This window comes from Bacteroidales bacterium (assembly GCA_022647615.1).
Taxonomy (GTDB): domain Bacteria; phylum Bacteroidota; class Bacteroidia; order Bacteroidales; family UBA932; genus Egerieousia.
Map to the genome: position 1 here is coordinate 504,907 of JALCKZ010000001.1, position 21,952 is coordinate 526,858.

Consider the following 21,952-nt stretch of genomic DNA (forward strand, 5'->3'; position numbering starts at 1 on the left):
TTAAACCGCAATGAGAAACTTTGACTTCCTAAAAGACAAGAAAGACTTCGCAGACCTCTACACATACTGCCGTAATGCTGAAGAATACCAAATTGCAGACCCCGCAAAATCTGCATTGAGCAGCAGACAAGCATTAGAATATCTTGTCAAGGCAATTTACATGCTCAAAGGATTCTACATAGGCGAACACACATCACTATTTGAACTAGTTGAAGACCAGCAATTTAAAGACTTTCTTGGTGAAGATAGTTACGATCTATTAAAAAGGCTACATTATATCCGTAAAGCTGGAAACATAGCAGCGCACATCGGTGCAGTACCAAAAAGAGAATCATTCTTTTCTTTAATAAATCTTCACGCCTTTGTTGGTGCGGTGTTATTAAAACTTGGAGCAATAGATAAAATTCCTGCTTTTGAAAACACTTTAATACCATCCAAACCGGGATTGAGAATCACAGTCGCCCCAGCTGACGAACCAAAAGCAAATGAACCCATTATTACAAAGTACAAGGGCAAAGTTGAACATCTCGATTCAGTTAAAATTCGCGATAATATTTCTGAAGCTGAAACACGAAAACTACACATAGACCAATATCTAGAAGAGGCAGGATGGCAAGTTGTAGAACAAGAGGGCTCTATTCTACCATCAAAGGCTTGCATAGAGGTAGAAGTAAATGGAATGCCTAATAGTCAAAGAGTTGGATATGCAGACTATGTATTATTTGATAGTGCTTGTAAACCGTTGGCTGTAGTAGAAGCAAAGAAAACCAGCGTTGATCCAATTAAAGGAAAACACCAAGCAGAATTATACGCTGACTGTTTAGAAAAAAAATACGGTACACGACCTGTTATTTATTATACAAACGGTTTTGTTATAAAAATAGAAGACGGCATTTATCCAGAAAGAGCATTATTCGGTTTTCATACCCAAGCAGACCTAGAACTTCTGATTCAGCAAAGGGCAAAAGGAAAAATTAAAGATCTATCAATAAATAAAGATATTACAGACAGAAGCTACCAAATAACAGCAGTCACAAAAGTTTGTGAGCATTTCAACAGTAATCATAGAAGAGCACTTTTAGTTATGGCAACTGGTACTGGAAAAACTAGAGTAGCAATTTCTTTAGTGGATGTGCTTACTAGAAATAATTGGATTAAAAATGTTTTATTTCTAGCAGATAGAACAGCGTTGGTTAACCAAGCTCACCGGGCATTTGCAAAGCTTCTTCCAAATATGACTTACTGTGTTTTATCTGACCAAGGCTCGCCTTCTAACCTTGAAGCTAGAATAATACTAAGTACTTATCAAACAATGATTAACTATGTTGATGCAGCTGATAAGACTTTCTCTGTTGGCCGCTTCGATTTAATAATTATTGATGAAGCACACAGGTCTGTATTTGGAAAATTTGGTTCTATCTTTTCATATTTTGACTCACTGTTAGTAGGATTAACTGCAACACCAAGAGAAGATGTGGATAGAAGTACTTATCAGTTATTTGGTTTGGAAGAAGGACATCCTAACTGCGAGTATGAATTGAGCAAAGCCGTTGCCGATGGTTACCTTGTAAATTATAATGCTTTCGTTCGCAGTTCTAAGATTTTAAGGGAAGGTATAAAATATGACGATCTAAGTGACAGCGAGAAAGATCAACTTGAAACCGTGTGGGACTACGAAAAAACTAAAAAAGCTCTTGATCCTGACGAGGATTACCATAGGGATATCTCTAATAAAGAGATATTCAAGTATATATACAATAAAGACACTATAGATAAAGTTCTTAAAGACCTGATGACTAATGGTCAAAAAGTGGAAGATGGAGACAAGATAGGCAAGACCATAATCTTTGCAAGTAGTCATAAACACGCTAAATTAATTGTTGATAGATTTAATGCCCTTTATCCCCATTTACCAAATTATTGTGAACTTATAGACAATTATGTAAACTACGCTCAAGACTTAATTAATAAATTTGAAGAAAGAAATAAGCTGCCACAGATTGCTGTAAGTGTTGATATGCTTGATGTTGGAATTGATGTACCAGATATTTTAAATTTGGTATTTTTTAAAGTAATTAAATCCAAAATCAAATTTTGGCAAATGATCGGCAGGGGAACTCGCCTTTCTGAAAATATTTTTGGAGCAAATAAGGATAAAAAGTTTTTCAACATTTATGACTGGTGCAGTAACATCAAATTCTTTTCTGTACCTGCTAACGGAAAAGAAGCCCCAAGGCAGATGTCATTAACAGAAAGAATATTTGGATTAAAAATTGACATCGCTTGTGAGCTCCAAAAAAGTGAATACCAATCTGATACATATTCAAAGGCACTACATAATAGCCTTAAGGAAGAATTATTCAATCAGGTGAAGGAATTAGATAGCAGGCAAATTTCTGTACGAGAAAAGAATGAATTAATTTCTAAATACAAAAACAAAGATAGCTGGGCATATATTTCTCCAGTTGAAGCAAAGACGATTAAAGATGTCATTGCTCCGATCCTTCCTATTAAAATGGCAGATGAAAATGCAAAAAGATTTGATGTTATAATTCTGCAAATAGAGCTGTCTTTATTAAACAATACTATTAAAGCCAAAAAAGCACAAAAAAATGTTATTACGATCGCAAGAGCATTGCAAGAAAGGGCTTCAATTGGGCAAGTAAATGCTAAGATGAATACTATTAATGAGGTTCTTACTTCGGCTTTTTGGGAGAATCAATCTATTGATAAATTTGAAAGAATAAGAGTAGAGTTGCGAGATTTAATACAGTTTATTGTTGGAGCAGATGGTAAAACTTTTACTATAAATGTAAGCGATGTCCTTGAAGACACAGGAGAAGGTGCAACATACATTACTCCAATAAGTTACGGCCAAAAGGTTTTAGATTACTTATTTGAAAACAAGAATTTGCCGGTGCTTCAAAAAATACAACACATTGAACAACTTACCGATAAGGATATTGCTGAATTAGAAAAAATATTGTGGAAAGAATTAGGCACTAAGGATGATTTTAAAAATTATGTTGAAAACAAAATGTGTGGAGACAATGTTGCTGTTTTTATCCGCTCTATTATTGGCGTAGATAGAGTTGAGGCAAAAAAATTGTTTTCAAATTTCTTATCAGGAAATAGATCATTGAATTCTATGCAGGAAGAATATCTAGACAAAATAATAAACTACCTAACAGAAAATGGAGATATAGACACAAATGTTATCACTAACGTGTCTCCATTTGACCAATTCGAATGGCAAAGTGTATTTGGTGAAAATACGCGTAATGTTGGAAAATATGTAGATATGTTGCATAAAGTATTGGTTGCATAATAATATACAACCAATACCTAAATGCGGGGACATTTGCCAATAGTACAAATCTCACCCTACTCCAAAAATACATCGCTAACCTTCAAGAACAACATGTACTCCTTCACAACATTATTATTACTATCACATAACGGCAAATAAATCCTAAAGTATTGCCCAATAAGAGCCTGATAATGTTCAAGGAACTCCTTGTGATGCGTCCTACTAGAATCATCTATAATGTTATGAAAATCCCATCCTGCGTCATGATACCCCCAAAAAGAACTTCCGGAATTCCAATTGATACTCTTAGATGGCATAAAATTCACATTCACACGACTATATGCAGGAATAGGTAAAGAGAGTGTGCTTTTATCTATATCCTTCATCATTTTCTCACCGGAGTATACAGTTGTGGCGGTACCATCAGGATAAATCAAACTAACCTTATCCCAAACTAAGAACAATGGCTTAGCGCTATTATTATAAACACTAACATAAAATGTTGTTTTTGAATTATTTGTAGAAATTGTAATATCTGCTTGTTCAAAAACATTTGAAGGAGTTATTACAGGAATCTCTTTACCGTTGACCGAAACTTTATCTAGGTGAGATTTAAAATTAACTTCCTTATCTATGCCCATAAAAATAGCACAAGACTGTAAAGACATGATTGCCAACAAAATAGCAATCATTTTAAAAACATGATTCTTTTTCATAATAAGCTGTTTTAAAATAATCTGCAAATCTACTTCCACCGTGTGACAATTTCTGTCGCGACCTTAAAAAATCACAGCTGAATTCAAGAAGTAAATGCAATAGAGGAATAAAATAATCTCCTATAAATTTTGTTTAAAGCTCTTAATATTTATTTATTGGAAGTAAGAGCAACCTATATTAAACGCATAGTTTAGAAATTGCGGAAAACATTGATAATTAACAATAAAAATACTTAATATTCAATAATCGTAGAAGAAAAACTCATTCATCTAAACACTCTATTCCTACTAAAATTCCTCAAAAAGATTTCATTTACTTTCTGTCGCGAAACCAGCATTGAAGTCGAAATTTTCGACTTCATCTCCCGTCGTGACCTAAAAATTTACTCCGCGCTCTTAGTCATCCAAAGATCCTTACTCTCGTCAAACCCAAGACGCTCATTAACCATATCGAGAGTAAAAAAGGTACACGTACCATCATCCTCCTTCAGATTTAACTGACCATCAGAAATATAGAACTCAGTATAAAGATGCGTATTACCCGTCCTCTGACCATTAGAATCTATTATAACAGAAATACAATTAATAGTCTCTTTCTCAATCCTCAAAACCTCACCACTCTGGAACGGCATATTAGTTACAGGATTAACATCTGTATAACTAATACTCCAAGTACCATAAAGCCAGCTTGGCAAATCCTTGTTATTCTCAATACTTTGAGTATTCTCTTGTGATGCAGCAGATTGTGCACTAGAATCAACAGGAACACTCTGAGAAACCACGGTTTCAGACTCTGTATCAGCTGCCTTTTTGCTGCTACAACTTAAACAGTCCCTAAAACTAAAATAAATAACAAATGGTAAACAAATAAGGCTAATGATTGTACTTATTTTATCCTTGTTCATAATCATGTATTTAGAGTCGTACTTACGATAAGAGCCTTATTTACTGGGCAGTATAAGTATCACCGGAGGAAGCCTCCACTAAAGTTCCAACACCATTTTCTATAGAGAGATATAAACGAATTGTCCCTCTGCCGCCAGGTACTTGTGCTACTATTGTAGCAGAAGAAGAACCAAAATCTTCCACAGTTGGTGCAGCAGATAAGCATGTCCCATTAGCATAAATTCCATCTTGCTTTATGACCAGATGCACGCCACTATCATCAACAAAAGTTCTCCCTAAAGTGTAAGCGTCAACATCATACATGTTCCTAAAAGGCGCTACCGTTTTTTGTTGAGTTTGGGCCTCCTGAGCGCTACTCTCAACGGTGGCTGATTCTTGAACTTGGTTTTGACTTTGGTTCTGTGTCCCATTGTTTTCATTAACAGGTGATTGCGCAGTATTGTCTACTGCTCCGGTACTATTACCATTGCCATTACCACAACTTGCACAAAAGATGACAGAAAGAAACAGCATAGAACCAATGCAGAACTTACTATAGTTTTTCATATTATTTGGATTTAGTAATTGTTTTAAAATTAGCTATTTCCAAAGGACTTTAGTTATTTATTTAACAATCCATTTTGTCCATATTATTTTCTTAACACATTACATTTGCTTCCGAGATGTTCTCCATCGTGACCTTAAAAAAAGACTAACTTTTTCCAGAAAAGTAAAAGTTTGAACTTCAAGGACCTTGCATATATTCCATTTTGGAATATACTGTCAAAAAAGGTTACATGCTTTGAACCGGTCGAAAACTTAGACCAGTGGATAGATGAGGCATATACGGAGGGAATTATCGTTGATTTTTATGAAAGAGATTTTACAGAAGACAGTTTCTGGCCTATGATATTTATTACCTTAAGTATCTCTTTTTTGCGCTTTTCAGATGGCTTTTTTGCACCTGTAATGTAAGCAGCAAGTAGACTCTGCTTCATATCCATCATTCGCGCTATGGCAGAAACATTGAGTTCCGGGTGCTTCATAAAAAAATTATATATAGGTACTGGGGTTTTCTTTTTAAAAAAGCACTCAAAGCTTAAGTCTTCATCCAAATTCTTCCAATGGATACCTAATGAACTGACTGTGTAATCTTTGCGCTGTTCTAAAGTGGCACGCTGCAATCTAGGGTAATCAGAAAATTTTTCATAAGCAATTTTGCCATTTACAGTTTCTATGTAAACAGCAGTTTTTGTCAGCCATATTTTTTTAATTTTTTCCATTGTTAAAATATTGCAGCCACCTATCAATGATTATTTCTTTGTTGTCCTCTATGATGCTTTGTGCTTTTTTTAATTCACTTCTCTTTAAACCCTTGTTTTCTACAATTTTGACATCAGGCATTAAGGTAAACTTTGCATATTCTTTGATTTCACCCATCCCCCTAACTACATGTATGTGAATTGGTTCATGGTCATTAGAAAAAAACATAAATCTAAAACCCAATAAAATAAATAATAAAGGCATAAAAATCCTCCCACAAATTTAGTTATAATTTTATAACCTACAAATTATAATTGCTAGTTTTAAAATTTTGCTCAATTATATGCAATCACAAAAACAATGTTGAGCCAATTCGTAAAAACTTTTTCCGGAAAAGTAAAAAGTTTGTGCTATAGGTACAATTTGCTGATGTTGAAGTGTTATTCCCCACCGTGACCTAAAAAAAAGACTAACCTCCACCGCAAAGATGAAGGTTAGTCCTGTGTGACAAAGCTACTCCCGTAACCTCCCAGATTATTAACAGGGCGACAGACAAGTACATCACACATACAAAGATATTGCAAAGGCACAAGCACAGAAATTTTTGGCAAGGCTTGTTGAATTTGCCGATAGACTCTAAAGAGCTGAGCTCTTCCTTAACGCCTTTCTAATTGCCTGATTAATAAAATCATTAATTGTAGTTCCAGTTTTAGCGGCAAAAACGGCGACTTCCCTATGCAATTCAGAACTCATTCTAAGATTTAACTTCCCACTATAAGGTTTGCATGGCTCAATTCTGCGCTTTTTACAACTAGCAAGATAATCATTAACAGCGCCTTCAAAATCCTCTCTTAAAGCATTAACTGTTTTACCCTCATAAGTAATAGCATCTTTACTCATGCCTAATACTTTGCCATACAAGCAATTATCTTCATCACCGAATTCCACGCTACCAGTGTAACCTTTATATTTTAAATAACCCATATTTCAAATAAATTTTTGTTCCTTAAAAACTAAAGGTACTAAAATTAGTACCAATTAAATGCTTTTTGTAATATTTTTGAGCAAGTTACTATTGATAGTGTGCCATAACGAGCCAATTCGTAAAGCTGCATGCACAGTCTGCTGCGCAGACTGCGAAGCGTTGCGCCACAAAGCAGCGCAACACAAACTACAGATCTAAACTATCGGGATTTAACAAAAAATCAAAAAGACTAAGAATTAATATACCTCTCTCATTATGCCAGGGAGAAATATCATCTTTTACAATAATAATTTTCTTAAAACTGTCAGGAATGTGATTGAGCGAAAAGGTTTCTTGTGACATTTTTTTTGGATCAGAAATATTAAGAGCAGACTGAATATAATAACGCTTTGAACCCATATTAGCCACAAAATCCACCTCATATTGATTACGTTTGCTCCCCATTTTTTTACTGCTTGTCCTAACTTCAACCATCCCAATGTCGACAATGAAATCTCTTATACTTAACTCATTATATAAAATATTTTCCATCAAGTGTGTCTCTTCTTGCTGACGGAAATCAAGTAAAGCATTTCGCAACCCAGTATCAGTAAAATAATATTTAGGAATTGTACCAATATATCTCAATTGTTTAAGAATTAAGATCAGCGTGTTCCACGTTTTTAAAAGTATTTAGGTCTCTTTATCTCACGCATCGTATTCTAGGTTTATGGCATAAATGTCATTTTTTACGGATTAAAAGATATGTATTTTTATCTGAGATTTTCATATATAAAGTAAAAAGTTTGTGCTATAGGAACAATTTGTAAAGCTGCATGCTCACAACGCTCGCATGCAGAGCAATGCGCTACAAAGCAGCGCATTGCCTTGTGTATTACGCGGCTACCGCCGCGAGGAGACACGCTCCCTACGGTCGCGGGCCTTCGGCCTTGGGGACATTCAATTATGAGCCTACGCTTGGGGATATCTGTCGTGAGCTATAAAATACCAACTAAGATTATAAGGACTGGGATGGAGACAGCGGCGCCTACTATGAAATAATCATAAACAGGTACGCGGCGTGTTTCTTTTGGAAAGAGCTGCTTGACTTGTTCTGAGCCTATTAGGAAGAACAACCAAATGGCTTGTATGAGAGTGAACAAGAAAAGTCTAAGAAGGTCTAATATTTTTATATCGTAGAAACCGGATATTAGGTTTAATACCACGGTGATGAGAAATATAGATTTTCCAAGTAATACGGCATCCGGCCTGAATTTGAAGAAGGACCAGACCATGTATAACTCAAAGAGCGCCAGGATGATTGGGCAAACTAAATAAAATAAGCCCAAGTAATCTATTGATTGGTGAGAGTAAGTAATTGATAGTTTTATTATGCTCTGAATATTGCGACAAACTAAAAAAGCCCGCGAAAAGCGGGCTTTTTAAAGATAATCTGTCGGGAGTTTAGAACTTGCCGTCCAAGTATTGCTCATAGGCCGCCATATCCAGCAGGCCGTGGCCGGAGAGGTTGAAGAGGATGGTTTCATCTCTTCCTTCTGCTTTGTCTTTGAGCGCCTCGCGGATTACAAGTGCGATGGCGTGGGTGGATTCCGGTGCCGGTATGATGCCTTCTGCCTGGGCGAATGTGATGCCGGCGGCAAAGGTTTCTTTTTGCTCTATCGGGTAGGATTCTATCAGGCCGTCTTTCTTTAACTGGCTGACTATCTGGCCGCCGCCATGGTATCTAAGACCTGCGGCATGTATTTGCGCAGGCTGGAAATCATGCCCCAGCGTGTACATTGGGATAAGCGGAGTTAAACCTTCCGTGTCTCCAAAGTCATAATCAAATTTACCGCAGGAAAGTTTTGGACATGCTGCCGGTTCTGCCGCCATGAATCTGGTCTTTTTTCCATCCAGGAAGTTATGCCTCAGGAATGGAAATGATAGGCCGGAGAAGTTGGAGCCGCCGCCAAAGCATGCAATAACTTTATCGGGATAATCGCCCGCCATCTCCATCTGCTTCTCCGCCTCAAGGCCTATAACAGTCTGATGCAAAAGCACATGGTTAAGCACGCTACCCAATGTATAACGGCTGTTTGGAGTATGTACCGCCATCTCGACAGCTTCTGAAATGGCCATGCCAAGGCTGCCAAGGCACGTTGGATCTTTTGCAAGAACAGCGCGTCCGTACTCAGTATCCGGGGATGGAACAGCATGAACATTTGCACCATAAGTGCGCATTACAATCTTCCTGTAAGGCTTTGTGTTATAGCTGTTTTTAACCATGAATACATCCAGCGCAACCTTAAAATGTTTTGCGGCAACGGCCATTGCGGAACCCCATTGTCCCGCACCTGTTTCTGTTGTTAAATGTGTAATCCCTTGTTCAGCATTGTAATAGCATTGTGCAATTGCAGTGTTAAGCTTGTGAGAACCAACGGGGCTTACGCTCTCATTCTTAAAATAAATCTTGGCCGGAGTATTCAGCGCCTTCTCTAATCCCGATGCACGCACCAGCGGAGAAGGTCTGTATATTTTATACAAAGTCCTCACATCCTCCGGGATTTCCTGCCATCGTTCTGTTGAAAATTCCTGTCTTGCAAGTTCTTTTGCAAATAGGCCCTCCATATCTTCTGCTTTGATAGGTTTGCGGGTTCCGGGGTTCAACAAAGGTTGTGGTTTGTTAGGCATGTCCGCCACAATGTTATACCATTGCGTCGGAATCTCACTCTCGGGGAGTGTGTACTTTTTGGTTACTTTCATTTTATTATATATTTAAGGTTGATAAAAAATGCACTAATAACACCCCTGATATATATATAAGGGGTTTATTTTTCCCATAAGGGACTCTTCAAAATAAAAATTGTGAAGAATTGGTTACAATTCAGAATACATAGGTGTGGCTGGAGCCATCACCACCTTAGAGCTCTAACAATACGAGGTCTGTTGTTGATGTCCGTAACTATTTGAGGCTCAGAGAATCCCATTTCGCCCATCAGAGAGGCTACTTGTTCCCCGAACATTTCATTAATCTCAAAATATATTCTTCCGTTACGATTTAACATATCGAACGCAAGTTGTGAAATTTTTCTGTAAAACACAAGCGGATTATCATCAGAGACAAATAATGCCTCTGCCGGTTCATAGTTAAGAACGTTTGGCCTCATGAACTTTTTCTCTTTCTCCAGCACATACGGAGGATTGCTTGCAATGATATCAAACTTCTTCCCTCCAAAAATAGAAAGAGCCTCTGTAGAAAGGATATCGCATTTGAAAAAATCCGGCGCCATTTGCTCCCCTTTTGAACCGTCAATAACGGAATCTATATGCTCCGGCATCCCTTCTGACGCATCCGGCTTTAGCCTTTCAATCTTTTGATTTCTAGCATATTGTAAAGCAACGTCAGAATTGTCGCAACCATAAACATGAGCGCGCGGAAAATTGCTCCACAAGCTCCATGCAATACAGCCGCTCCCCGTACAAATATCCAAAATCTCATGCGGCTTTCTGGAACTGTTGCTAAGAGTAATCAGGCTCACCATCGCTTCAGTCTCAGGACGTGGAATCAAGACTCCCGGACCGACGTTAAATCTGTGCCCGCAAAACATCTCATACCCAAGCACATACTGCACAGGCTCACCCTTCGCCATCCTCAGCACCGCCTCTCTCATCATCGCCTCGGAAAAATCTAAATCTTTTTTATTCTCGACAGATTCTTTATTTATCAGCAATATTTCTCTCTCAGGCTCTGAAATATAAGAGTAATCTCTAAATCCGGCCATCCCTACCAACACCCTGTTGCATAAAGAGATAGACTCCTCTTTTGAATAAAGAGGAGAAAGTTTTTCAACTCCAAAATCTATAAACTCCTTAATTGTCACAGGTAACCTCCTATAATAATTCCTAAAAAATTCTCTAGCTATGCTTGAACACTTGATTATATATCCTCAAGCATGTCTGTAAGGAACTGCTTCAAATCAAGACCGGCAACAGCAAGCTGTTTTGGAATAAGACTCATCTTGGTCATGCCTGGTATTGTATTGACTTCCAAGAAATAAACGTCATTGCCACGGATAATGTAATCCATCCTGACAACGCCGCTGCATCCCATGTATGTGTAAATTCTTTCGCTCAAATTTTGAACCTTTGCGGTCATCTCCGGAGATAACTGAGCAGGACAAATTTCCTGTGATTCTCCAAGATATTTGGCCTCATAATCAAAATATTCTCTCTTAGTAACTATCTCCGTAACAGGCAATTTGTGAATAGCACCTTGTAGCTTGTAAATGCCGTTTGTAACTTCTCTGCCCTCTATGGCTTCCTCCGCAATTACAGTATCGCACTCCGTATATGCATGATTAATAGCTCCTTCCAAATCTTCTTCTCTCTTAACTTTAGTAACTCCAAAGCTGCTGCCTCCAACAGTAGGCTTAACAAAAATCGGAAGTCCAAGTTGTCTGATAATTTCCCGCGGAGAGTGCGGAACATCTTTTCTGATATAGACATCCTTTGCCATCTTCACTCCTGCATAATCCAAAAATCTTTTGCAAGAATGTTTATCAAATGTGATGGCGGAAACAAATGCGGAACAGGTAGTGAACGGAACATGCATCATCTCCAGATATCCCTGAAGCAGACCATTTTCCCCCGGTTTGCCATGTATCATTATAAACGCCTTGTCAAACCTTACCAAGCCATGTCTGCACAGAACGGAAAAATCTGTTTTGTTAATCTCCTTGCTGCGAGTCTCCAGATTTCTATCGCTGCGGCCCATCACCAAATCAACATCAATTTCTTCATCATCGGGAGGAAGAACAAGAAGCCAGTGAGTCCCTCTCAAAAAGACCATGTAAGTCTGGAACTTCTCCTTATCAATGAATTTTGCCACATTAATAGCGCTCTGTACGGAAACTTCGCATTCGGAAGAATCACCTCCGCAAATAAGCGCAACATTTTGTTTGCCATTCATAACTGCTCCTCCTATTAAATTGACAGATTAAGTTTTTCTGTGTTAACAGATTAATTTTCCTGTGTTAACAAATTCTTGTGTTAACAGATTAGTTTTCCTGAATAAATTCATCCTGCGCTTCAGTCTCTCCCTCTCCGGTATCTTCCCCTCCGCTGCTGTTATCAGCCGCAGGCGTAGGACAATTCATATCTACATCAAAATCTTGCGGCACGGTAAACTTGTCGTTAATCGTAACTCCCTGTTTAGCATCCGCAAGCACCTTCTTCATAAATATTCCCCAAATTGGAAGCGCCATATTTGTACCGCTTCCGTTTGCCATGCTGGTAAAGTGAACCTGCCTGTCCTCTGCGCCAACCCAAACGCCGGCTGTCAATCTAGGCATGTAACCTATAAACCATCCGTCGGCATTATCATTTGTAGTTCCCGTCTTACCTCCTATCTGACCGCCGCTTATGTAAGACCTCAGCCTTGCTCCGGTACCGTGGTCAACAACATTTTGCATCATGTTAACCATCAGATAAGCAGTCTTTGCAGAAATTGCCTCTCTCTTTTTGCTTTGGAACCTGGAGAGTACAACACCGTTTTTATCCTCTATTCTTATTACAAACTGAGGGTCAATGTAAACGCCTCTGCTCGGATATACATTGAATGCGCTTACCATTTGATAAACAGGTATATCCGCAGAACCAACACACAAAGAATATACGGGATTCAAATAACATTTAATTCCAAGATTATGGGCCATTGCAACAAGCGCTTCCGGTCCAAACTGTTTCATCAAATATGCAGAGATATTATCGCTGCTTTTCTGCAATCCCCACTTAAGAGTAACGGTCTTGCCAATCCACTGTCCGCCCTCCTGGCTTCTTGGTGTCCAGACATTTCCGCCTGATACCACAAATGACTGAGGAACATTTACAACCTTATCACATGGAGTAAATCCCTCCTGCATGGCCAACGTATAAAGGAACGGCTTGAATGTGGAACCTACCTGTCTTTGTCCCTGCATAACCTGGTCATACTTAAAGTATTTATAATTCTCTCCGCCAACATAAGCTCTTACATATCCGGTCTCAGGCTCTATAGCCATAAGTCCTGCACGCAAGAAAGATTTGTAGTACTTGATGGAATCATTAGGAGTCATAAGAGTATCCGCATAACCCTTTTTATTCCAGGAGAATACGCGCATATCAGTTTTGGTATTAAAGGCTCTGTCAATCTCCGCCTCGCTCTCTCCCGCGCTGCGCATATTTTTGTATCTATCGCTCCAATGCCGCGCCTGCCTCATAATAGTCTCTATAGTAGCATCATCCGTCCCGTTTGCAAAAGGAGGATTCTTTGTATATCTGACATCTCTGCGGAAAGTAGATTGCAGCTGCTTAAGGTACTCGGCGACAGCCTCTTCTGCGTATTGCTGCATCTTTGCATTTATAGGCGTATAAATTTTTAAACCGTCGCGATCCAGATTATATTTATCTCCGTTAGCCTTAAAATTCTTATTAAGCCATCCATATAAAGGGTCTGTCTTCCAAAGAGTTGAGTCCTCTCTATATTCGCTCTCGCTGGTATAATCAGACCTCACCGGCTCATCCGCGCTCATCACTCTGCGCAACATATCTCTATAGTAAGGAGCAAGGCCGGATGCAATCTCATCATTGCTGTAAGTAAGTTTGATTGGCAATCTTACAATGGAATCATATTGAGCTCCCGACAGATATTTATATTTTTTCATCTGGCTCAGCACGTGATTCCTCCTCTTTAAAGAGAGGTCCGGATTAACAACAGGATTAAATCTGGTAGGCTTGTTAACCATACCAACAAGCAGCGCACTCTCCTCTACATTAAGGTCTTTTGGCAACTTGCCAAAAAATGTATTTGCCGCACTCTTAATACCATAAGCATTGCTTCCAAAGAAGACCGCATTCATATACATGCTCAAAATTTCCTCCTTGGTATAATTTCTCTCCAGCTTTACAGCCGTAATCCACTCCCTAAATTTATTAACGCCCAATACAAAAAACTTTGCGCCAGGAAAATGAGATTTAACCTCATCCCTTGGGAACAAAGTCTTTGCAAGCTGCTGGCTTAGAGTACTTCCGCCTCCGCCTCCCCTGGTATTGCCCAGCACAAGACTTTTAACGGCAACTCTAAACAAACTCCTCATATCAACTCCGCTGTGCTTGTAAAATCTCACATCCTCTGTTGCAACTACTGCATCCTTAAGACCTTGTGACAAATCATCAAACGTAGTGTAAGATCTGTTCTCTACATGAAACGTATTCAGAAGAGTGCCGTCTTCTGCCAAAATTTGAGTTGCAAGGTTGCTCTGAGGGTCTTCCAGCTCCTCAAAAGAGGGAATATCTGCAAAAATCCATACAAGCAATATTGCGGTCAGCACAAGAATGATAGGACTGAATACTATGAGCCACAGCCATTTAAGAAACTTCTTTTTATCCTTTATTTCCATTTTTTGGCAATTAATATGAGCAAAAATACAAATAAAAATTTGCATTTTACAGTAGTTTATGACTTACTTTGCAGCCCATTAAAAAAGTAAAAAGAGGGGGTTTAAGCATTATGGGAGAGAATCTTGTTATAGTCGAATCACCTGCAAAGGCAAAGACTATTGAAAAATTTCTAGGTAAAGAGTACACTGTCAAATCCAGCTTTGGACATATTTGCGATCTTGCAAAAAAGAATCTTGGAATTGACATTGAACATGGATTTGAACCAAAGTATGAAGTCTCTGCAGACAAAAAGAAAGTTGTCTCTGAACTTAAAGCTTTGGCAAAAAAGGCGCAGACTGTCTGGCTTGCATCCGATGAAGACCGTGAGGGAGAGGCTATTGCATGGCATCTCCAGAATAATCTTGGTCTAAAAGATGAGAACACTAAGAGGATTGTGTTCCATGAAATTACCAAGAGCGCAATTTTGGAGGCAATTCAAAATCCGCGCAAAGTTGATATGGATTTGGTGATGGCGCAGCAAGCGCGCAGAGTGCTTGACCGTCTTGTCGGTTTTGAACTCTCCCCTATCCTTTGGAAAAAAGTTGCACCGAAACTTTCAGCGGGCAGAGTTCAATCTGTCGCAGTAAAATTAATAGTAGACAGAGAGCGTGAAATTCAGGTATTTAAGGCTGATTCTTTCTATAAGGTAACTGGCATTTTCCATCCCGCTACGCTTCCGGAAAAAATTAAGTTGAGCGCCGCGCTGGATACAAAATTTAATTCAAGCGCAGAGGCGGAAGCCTTCCTTAATAAGTGCCGCGGATGCAACTTTGCAGTTGAGGGGACAGAGAAAAAGAAAATTTCCAGAACACCTGCTCCTCCATTTACAACATCTGCGCTTCAGCAGGAGGCGGGACGTAAGTGCGGTTTCTCAGTTTCTCAAACAATGAGAATTGCGCAGAAACTTTATGAGAGCGGATTAATTACTTACATGCGTACAGATTCCACTAATTTATCTACGCTTGCGTTAACCACTATCAAACAGACAATTACAGAGAACTATGGAGCGCAATACTCCAAGACAAGACAATACAAAACAAAGAGCAAAGGGGCGCAGGAAGCTCATGAGGCTATACGTCCAACCTATGCTTCCAATCTAACAATAGAGGGAACTGCACAGGAGAAAAGACTTTACTCTTTAATTTGGAAACGCGCCGTTGCATCTCAAATGGCAGACGCAGAATTGGAGAAGACAGTTATAACAATTGGCGGAGATAAAATTTCTGAAAAGTTCACAAGCGAGGGAGAGCAAATTTTATTTGACGGATTTTTAAAGCTGTATCTGGAGGGAAGAGATGATGAGCCGGAGGAGGAAGCGGAGAATCAGCTTATTCCTGCTATTCCCGACAGCGAAAAAATGATGCCGTTGGAGATAGCTGCAACTCAGAGATTTACACAGAAACCTCCAAGATATTCAGAGGCCTCTCTTGTAAAGAAAATGGAGGAGCTGGAGATTGGCAGACCATCTACCTATGCTCCAACCATCACAACAATAATGGCAAGAGGCTATATTGTTAAAGAGGATAGAGACGGAGTAGAGAGGAAATATGAGAAGATGACCCTGTCGGGAGAAAAAATAGAGAAAACAGAATTGACGGAAAAGACAGGAGCTGAGAAAAATAAATTATTCCCGGAGGACATAGGAACTCTTGTGACGGATTTTCTGGAGAAGAATTTTACCTCTATTATGGACTACGGCTTTACTGCAAAAATTGAGGGTGACTTTGATAAGATTGCAGCGGGCAAAATGGTCTGGAACAATTTGATTAAAACATTCTACGGTCCTTTCCATCAGAAGGTTGAAGCCTCCATGGAAGAGAAGGGCCACGTAAATGCGCAGCGCTCTTTGGGCAAAGACCCTGCAAGCGGAAAAGAGATTATAGTAAGGCTTGGCAAATTTGGTCCTGTTGTTCAAAAGGGAGATAATGATGACCCTAAAAAAGAATTTTCCAGCCTTAGAAAAGGTCAGTCAATAGAAACAATTACTCTAGAAGAGGCGCTAAAATTATTTGACCTTCCAAGAGAAGTTGGAAAATGGAAAGATAAAGTTGTAACTGCGGCCATTGGCAGATTTGGTCCTTATATAAAGTATGACAACAAATTTGTCTCTCTTGGCAAACTATATGATCCTTACACTATTACAGAGGATGAGGCTTGCGCCCTGATAGAAGATCACATTCAAAAAGAGGCAAATAAAGTCATAAGAGTTTTTGAGAAAGAAGACATTCATGTTCTTAACGGAAGGTTTGGTCCGTACATAAAATGCGGCAAGGACAATTACAAAATTCCAAAGGGCAAAAATGCAAAGAAGGCGGAAGAATTAACGCTGGAAGATTGCCAGAATATTATCAAAAATTCAGAGCCAACCGGCAGAAGCAGAAGAGGGAAAAAGTAGAAGTTCTATTAGCTGGAAAAAATAGAAAGCTATATAATTAAAGCATTTATGGCAAAAGGCAAATTGGATTCAATCATAAGCAGTTACAAGAGCTTATATGCAGAAAAAGATGTGCGCTCTGCTGCAAAACTTATGAGCGCTCCGGATGAAAAAAATTTCTCTGCGGCACTTAAAAAAAATTTAAAATCTAAGCTCCCGACAGTTGTTCTTTGCGGAGAAAATATTCCCTCTTTGCGCGGAATAATTGGAGCAAAGCCTTTTACAGCTGCACTTATATCATCAGGAAATTTTCTGGCATCTCCTGAGGAGACATTTCCGCTCCTGACAAACAAGAACTTAACAAATTTCTCTTTGATTGGAGTTCAGAGATATTTGTTTAATCCTGCCATTGATGTATTTCTGAATGACAGCGGGTTTGAGACGCTGCATCTTGGTGAGATAAGGGATGACATGACTCAATGTGAGCCGCTGATGAGAGATGCTCAATACATCTTCATAGACATGCGCTCCGTAAAGTATGCAGACTATCCATGGTCAGAGGAGGAGGGAAATCCAAACGGCTTTATGAGCAATGAAATTTGCCAAGTTGTGAGGTACGCCGCATTCTCTCAAAAATTGAAAGCAATCTTCATTTTCGGCATTTCTGAAAAAGTGCGCAGACCTATCTGCGATGCACTTGTTAGTCAGGTAGTATGGCATGTTTTTGACGGTATTGCTTCTAATTTGAAAGAAGACCCTATGATTTCAATATCAAAGGGAAAATTGGCAATGCAATTCATGCGCAAGATAGTTGACATGAGCGGAGGAAGCGACGCAATCTCCTTTATAACTAGTTTAAATACAGGCAGATGGTGGATGGAAATTCCTGTCGAGAAGAAAAAAAATAATATTTTAGTGCCTTGCTCTGCCTCCGATTATAAGTCTGCATGCGAGGGAAATATTCCTATCAGATGGCTATTTTATTACAGAAAATGTAATACTTTGTAAAAATTTTTACTATTTTTGTTCAGAATAGTGAGCGAAAACAGTTAAATTTTATAAATATGCCAAAATATCAAATCGACGACACCGACCAGAAAATTCTCTCTTCACTTGTCAAGAATGCAAGAATGCCTTTCCTGGAAATAGCAAGAGATTGCGGAGTTTCAGGAGCTGCCATTCATCAAAGAGTTAAGAAGATGGAATCATTGGGAATCATAACCGGTTCCCGCCTTCTTGTCAAGCCATCCACGCTTGGACTTAATGTCTGCGCGTTTGTGGAAGTTAATCTTTCCCCGGTAAACAAGTATCCGGAAGTAATTGAGGCACTTAAAAAAATCCCAGAAATAGTTGAATGCCACTTTGTTACCGGCAGGCATACATTGCTTCTTAAGATGTATTGCTTCAACCATGACCACTTGCTGGACATTCTGATAAATACTATTCAAAACATTCCTAGTGTTCAGGATACTGAAACACTTGTCTCACTAGACCAGGCTATTGAACGCCAGGTATGGGTTAAGGATTATCCGGAGGCAAAAGGATATCACGGGAAACAAAGAGATAAAGCAAGAGCTGCTTTAAAGAAAAGACTTTAATCTGAACTTTTAGGAAGTCTGGAAAGAGAGTCATAAATAATTTTGGCATCTTTCAAATCTTCCGGGGTAGTGATTTTTAAATTTAATCTGCTGCCGTCACAAGTATCAACTAAATAACCCGCACTCTCTATGACTGTTGCATCATCTGTAAAGGCCGGAGAGTACGGTTTTTTATATGCCATTTTAAGCCGCGTAGAATCAAACACTTGCGGGGTCTGAACCATAAAATAATTCTCTCTTGCAACCGGACGGCTGCTCACCATCTCCCCCTCTTTGTCCAAGACTTTCTCTCTCATTGAATCAGTCATTGAAAGCACCGGAATTATTCCGGCAACTTTATCTGTAAATTCATAATCCATCATCCCCTTTATCAAATCCTTGGGAACAAAAGGGCGTACGCCGTCGTGAACTACAACAACGGCATCATCCGGGACCAAATCCAAAGCCTCTCTGACAGAGTGAAAACGGGTAACTCCGCCCTGCACTATCACATGCTTAACCCAGAAGTGGTTTTCCAAGCAGTAGTCCTGCCATTTTTTTATATATCCCGACGGTAGAACAAGTATAAGATTTACCTCCCTGTCCAGATTTGTAAAAAGCTCTAATGTCCTAAGTAATATGGGTTTGCCGCCCAATTCCAAAAATTGCTTTGGAATCATGGAACCCATTCTTGTTCCGCTCCCCCCCGCCGTTATAATTGCGTAATATTTTTTCTGTGAAATCATTTTCAAATTTATCTTCACAAAAATATCAATTTTTACGCTATATTTTTTAACTTTACGCGGGTAATTTTAAAGAATTTAAAACAAGGTGAAAGAAATTAAAAGGGCTCTTATATCCGTGTACTCTAAAGACGGTATATTAGAGATATCCAAAGAGTTAGTAAAAAATGGCGTAGAAATTCTCTCCACGGGGGGCACCGGAGAATTTTTAAGCAGCAACGGCATCCCTGTCTCTAAAGTGGAAGATATGACGGGCTATCCTTCTATCCTTGGGGGAAGAGTCAAGACGCTCCATCCAAAAGTATTTGGAGGAATCCTTGGCAGAAGAGACAATGAGGATGATAAAAAGGACTTTGAGAAATTTTCTATACTCCCGATAGATCTTGTAATTGTGGACTTGTATCCTTTTGAGGATACTGTAGCAAAAGGTGCTGACCATCAGAGCATTATTGAGAAAATAGATATTGGAGGAATCTCTCTTATCAGAGCTGCCGCCAAGAATTACAATGATGTTGTAATAGTTCCGTCAAAGGAATCATACGCGCCTTTATTGCAGATTCTCAGGGAGAAAGGGGCAAAGACGGATTTAAAAGAGAGAGAATTTTTTGCAGCCAAAGCATTTGAGGTAAGCTCTCATTATGATACCGCAATCTTTGATTTCTTTAACAGAGACTTTGATATTCCGGTGTTTGACAAGAACATAACTGAATGCAGGAGCTTGCGTTACGGAGAAAATCCTCATCAGAAAGGGATGTATTTTGGCCCTAAGAATTCTCTTCCGGAGCAAATTCACGGCAAGGAAATTTCTCACAATAACCTGCTGGATATTGAATCTGCAATAGAACTTATCTCTGATTTTTCTGAGACAACAGTTGCCATTATAAAGCATACCAACGCTTGCGGATGCGCAAGTGACCCTGACCTTGTAAAGGCCTGGGAGAAAGCGCTTGCGGGAGATCCGGTTTCCGCTTTCGGCGGAATACTTGTCACAAACAGGGAAATTGACAAAGCTGCCGCAGAGCAGATGAACAAGATTTTCTTTGAAGTTATGATTGCTCCTTCTTACACTAAGGAAGCACTTGATATACTGGAAGTTAAAAAGAACCGCGTTATCCTTGTAAATCACGGAATTGTTCCTCCTAAAAAGAAATTCCGTTCATTGCTTAACGGAGTTCTTGCACAAGAGAGAGATACATACGTGGAGACACCGGAAGACCTGAAGCCTGCAACTACCTTAAAACCAAGGGAGGATGAGATTCCGGATCTTATTTTTGCCAACAAGCTGGTAAAGCATTCTAAGTCTAATGCAATTGTAATTGCAAAGGGGAAACAGCTGCTGGCCAGCGGAATAGGACAAACTTCCAGAGTGGATGCACTTAAGCAGGCTATTCAAAAAGCAAAATCATTTAACTTTGATTTGAACGGCGCCGTTATGTCTTCAGATGCATTTTTCCCATTCCCTGATTGCGTACAAATAGCTGCAGCAGAGGGCATTAAAACTGTCATTCAACCCGGCGGCTCAATCAGAGATGATGAAAGCATAGATTGGTGCAACAAAAACGGAGTTGCAATGGTAATGACAGGAATAAGACATTTTAAACATTAGATATGGCATTTTCTTTTTTAACACAGGAGCTTGCAATTGACTTGGGGACAGCCAATACCGTCATTTTTATGAATGACAAAATTGTTGTTGATGAACCTTCAATTGTAGCTATTGACCAGATTACGGGCAAGCCTATTGCTTATGGACACACCGCGCGGCTGATGCATGAGAGAACAAATCCAAACATCAAGACTGTAAGGCCTTTAAAGGATGGAGTGATTGCGGACTTTAATGCTGCGGAGCAAATGATTCGCGGTTTCATTAAGATGATTAACAGCAAGAGAACTCTGTTTACACCAAATCTTAGGATTGTGATTGCCATACCTAGCGGCAGCACAGAGGTGGAAATCAGAGCCGTACGAGATGCAGCAGAACATTCCGGAGGAAGGGACGTATATATAATTTATGAGCCTATGGCAGCCGCTCTTGGAATTGGACTGAATGTGGAAGAGCCTAGCGGACACATGGTTGTGGACATCGGCGGAGGTACTACCGAGTGCGCCGTCATTTCCCTTGGAGGCATTGTCTGCAAAGAGAGCATAAAGGTTGCCGGAGATGTGTTTACATCTGATATTCAGCAATATCTAAGGCAGCAGCATAATATAAAAATTGGAGAAATTACTGCAGAGCAAATTAAAATTGCGGTTGGCGCTGCCATACCGGAATTGGATAATCCGCCTGAGCCATATCTTGCAAAGGGTCCTAATTTGATGACTGCATATCCGGTAGAAATTTCTGTCTCCAGTCCGGAGATTGCACATTGCCTGGACAGGTCTTTGGCAAAGCTGGAAACTACTGTAGTTAAGGTACTTGAGCAGACTCCGCCTGAGTTGTACGCAGATATTGTCAAGGAGGGAATTTTCCTGACAGGCGGCGGCGCTTTGATTAGAGGTCTGGACAAGAGAATGGAAGATAAGCTTAAGATTCCGTTCCATGTTGCGGAAGATCCTCTGAGAGCAGTTGCAAGAGGAACCAGCACAGCTCTTAAGAACCCTGCCAAGCTGCCTTATCTGATGAGATAATAATCTGTCGGGAGTC

Annotated in this window: 18 protein-coding genes; 6 read left to right on the forward strand and 12 right to left on the reverse strand. The window is 39.5% G+C overall.

What is annotated here, in order from left to right; translation table 11 throughout:
* Positions 1-10: 10 nt before the first annotated feature.
* A complete protein-coding gene (locus LKM37_02170; protein MCI1719820.1) occupies positions 11-3,328 on the forward strand; it encodes a DEAD/DEAH box helicase family protein in 3,318 nt (1,105 codons plus the stop codon).
* Between the two features lie 56 nt (positions 3,329-3,384).
* On the opposite strand, the gene LKM37_02175 is transcribed toward LKM37_02170, so the two are convergent.
* From LKM37_02175 to LKM37_02225, 11 genes are all read right to left on the reverse strand, one after another.
* Positions 3,385-4,026 carry a hypothetical protein gene (locus LKM37_02175; protein MCI1719821.1) on the reverse strand — a complete coding sequence of 214 codons (642 nt, stop codon included), beginning with the start codon at positions 4,024-4,026 and terminating at the stop codon, positions 3,385-3,387.
* A gap of 383 nt (positions 4,027-4,409) precedes the next feature.
* On the reverse strand, positions 4,410-4,931 hold the full coding sequence (locus LKM37_02180) for a hypothetical protein (protein ID MCI1719822.1): 522 nt from the start codon (positions 4,929-4,931) through the stop codon (positions 4,410-4,412).
* 40 nt (positions 4,932-4,971) lie between these two features.
* The gene (locus LKM37_02185; GenBank protein MCI1719823.1) at positions 4,972-5,478 is read right to left on the reverse strand and encodes a hypothetical protein; all 507 of its coding nucleotides are present in this window, start codon (positions 5,476-5,478) and stop codon (positions 4,972-4,974) included.
* A gap of 302 nt (positions 5,479-5,780) precedes the next feature.
* Positions 5,781-6,194 carry a DUF2442 domain-containing protein gene (locus tag LKM37_02190; GenBank protein ID MCI1719824.1) on the reverse strand — a complete coding sequence of 138 codons (414 nt, stop codon included), beginning with the start codon at positions 6,192-6,194 and terminating at the stop codon, positions 5,781-5,783.
* A complete protein-coding gene (locus tag LKM37_02195) occupies positions 6,181-6,417 on the reverse strand; it encodes a DUF4160 domain-containing protein (protein ID MCI1719825.1) in 237 nt (78 codons plus the stop codon). The genes LKM37_02190 and LKM37_02195 overlap by 14 nt, the downstream gene beginning before the upstream one ends.
* Before the next feature lie 393 nt (positions 6,418-6,810).
* Entirely contained in the window at positions 6,811-7,158 is a 348-nt protein-coding gene (locus LKM37_02200; GenBank protein ID MCI1719826.1) for a type II toxin-antitoxin system HicB family antitoxin, read from the reverse strand.
* A 187-nt stretch (positions 7,159-7,345) separates the two neighbouring features.
* Positions 7,346-7,786, reverse strand: a complete 441-nt coding sequence (locus LKM37_02205; protein MCI1719827.1) for a DUF4143 domain-containing protein — start codon at positions 7,784-7,786, stop codon at positions 7,346-7,348.
* A gap of 816 nt (positions 7,787-8,602) precedes the next feature.
* On the reverse strand, positions 8,603-9,901 hold the full coding sequence (locus tag LKM37_02210; GenBank protein ID MCI1719828.1) for a TrpB-like pyridoxal phosphate-dependent enzyme: 1,299 nt from the start codon (positions 9,899-9,901) through the stop codon (positions 8,603-8,605).
* 149 nt (positions 9,902-10,050) lie between these two features.
* The gene (locus LKM37_02215; protein ID MCI1719829.1) at positions 10,051-11,019 is read right to left on the reverse strand and encodes a peptide chain release factor N(5)-glutamine methyltransferase; all 969 of its coding nucleotides are present in this window, start codon (positions 11,017-11,019) and stop codon (positions 10,051-10,053) included.
* A 56-nt stretch (positions 11,020-11,075) separates the two neighbouring features.
* Positions 11,076-12,107, reverse strand: coding sequence for a D-alanine--D-alanine ligase (locus LKM37_02220; protein MCI1719830.1), 1,032 nt, complete (start codon positions 12,105-12,107; stop codon positions 11,076-11,078).
* Between the two features lie 88 nt (positions 12,108-12,195).
* On the reverse strand, positions 12,196-14,574 hold the full coding sequence (locus tag LKM37_02225; protein ID MCI1719831.1) for a transglycosylase domain-containing protein: 2,379 nt from the start codon (positions 14,572-14,574) through the stop codon (positions 12,196-12,198).
* 110 nt (positions 14,575-14,684) lie between these two features.
* Between LKM37_02225 and topA the strand changes: the two genes are divergently transcribed.
* Genes topA through LKM37_02240 form a run of 3 tightly spaced genes read left to right on the forward strand, consistent with a single transcriptional unit; the run spans position 14,685 to position 18,586 of the window.
* Positions 14,685-17,009, forward strand: a complete 2,325-nt coding sequence (gene topA, locus LKM37_02230; GenBank protein MCI1719832.1) for a type I DNA topoisomerase — start codon at positions 14,685-14,687, stop codon at positions 17,007-17,009.
* A 48-nt stretch (positions 17,010-17,057) separates the two neighbouring features.
* Complete coding sequence (locus LKM37_02235) at positions 17,058-17,996, forward strand: hypothetical protein (GenBank protein ID MCI1719833.1); 939 nt, start codon at positions 17,058-17,060, stop codon at positions 17,994-17,996.
* Positions 17,997-18,052: 56 nt separating this feature from the next.
* Positions 18,053-18,586 (forward strand): Lrp/AsnC ligand binding domain-containing protein, encoded by a 534-nt coding sequence (locus tag LKM37_02240; protein MCI1719834.1) that lies wholly within the window; start codon positions 18,053-18,055, stop codon positions 18,584-18,586.
* Here LKM37_02240 and LKM37_02245 read toward each other — a convergent pair.
* Positions 18,583-19,329 carry a 2-C-methyl-D-erythritol 4-phosphate cytidylyltransferase gene (locus LKM37_02245; GenBank protein MCI1719835.1) on the reverse strand — a complete coding sequence of 249 codons (747 nt, stop codon included), beginning with the start codon at positions 19,327-19,329 and terminating at the stop codon, positions 18,583-18,585. The two genes, LKM37_02240 and LKM37_02245, sit on opposite strands and share 4 nt — an antisense overlap.
* A gap of 67 nt (positions 19,330-19,396) precedes the next feature.
* On the opposite strand from LKM37_02245, the gene purH reads away from it, so the two are divergent.
* Together purH and LKM37_02255 are read left to right on the forward strand one after the other, a co-directional pair.
* Complete coding sequence (gene purH, locus LKM37_02250) at positions 19,397-20,914, forward strand: bifunctional phosphoribosylaminoimidazolecarboxamide formyltransferase/IMP cyclohydrolase (protein MCI1719836.1); 1,518 nt, start codon at positions 19,397-19,399, stop codon at positions 20,912-20,914.
* 2 nt (positions 20,915-20,916) lie between these two features.
* Positions 20,917-21,936, forward strand: coding sequence for a rod shape-determining protein (locus tag LKM37_02255; GenBank protein ID MCI1719837.1), 1,020 nt, complete (start codon positions 20,917-20,919; stop codon positions 21,934-21,936).
* The last annotated feature ends 16 nt before the right edge of the window (positions 21,937-21,952 follow it).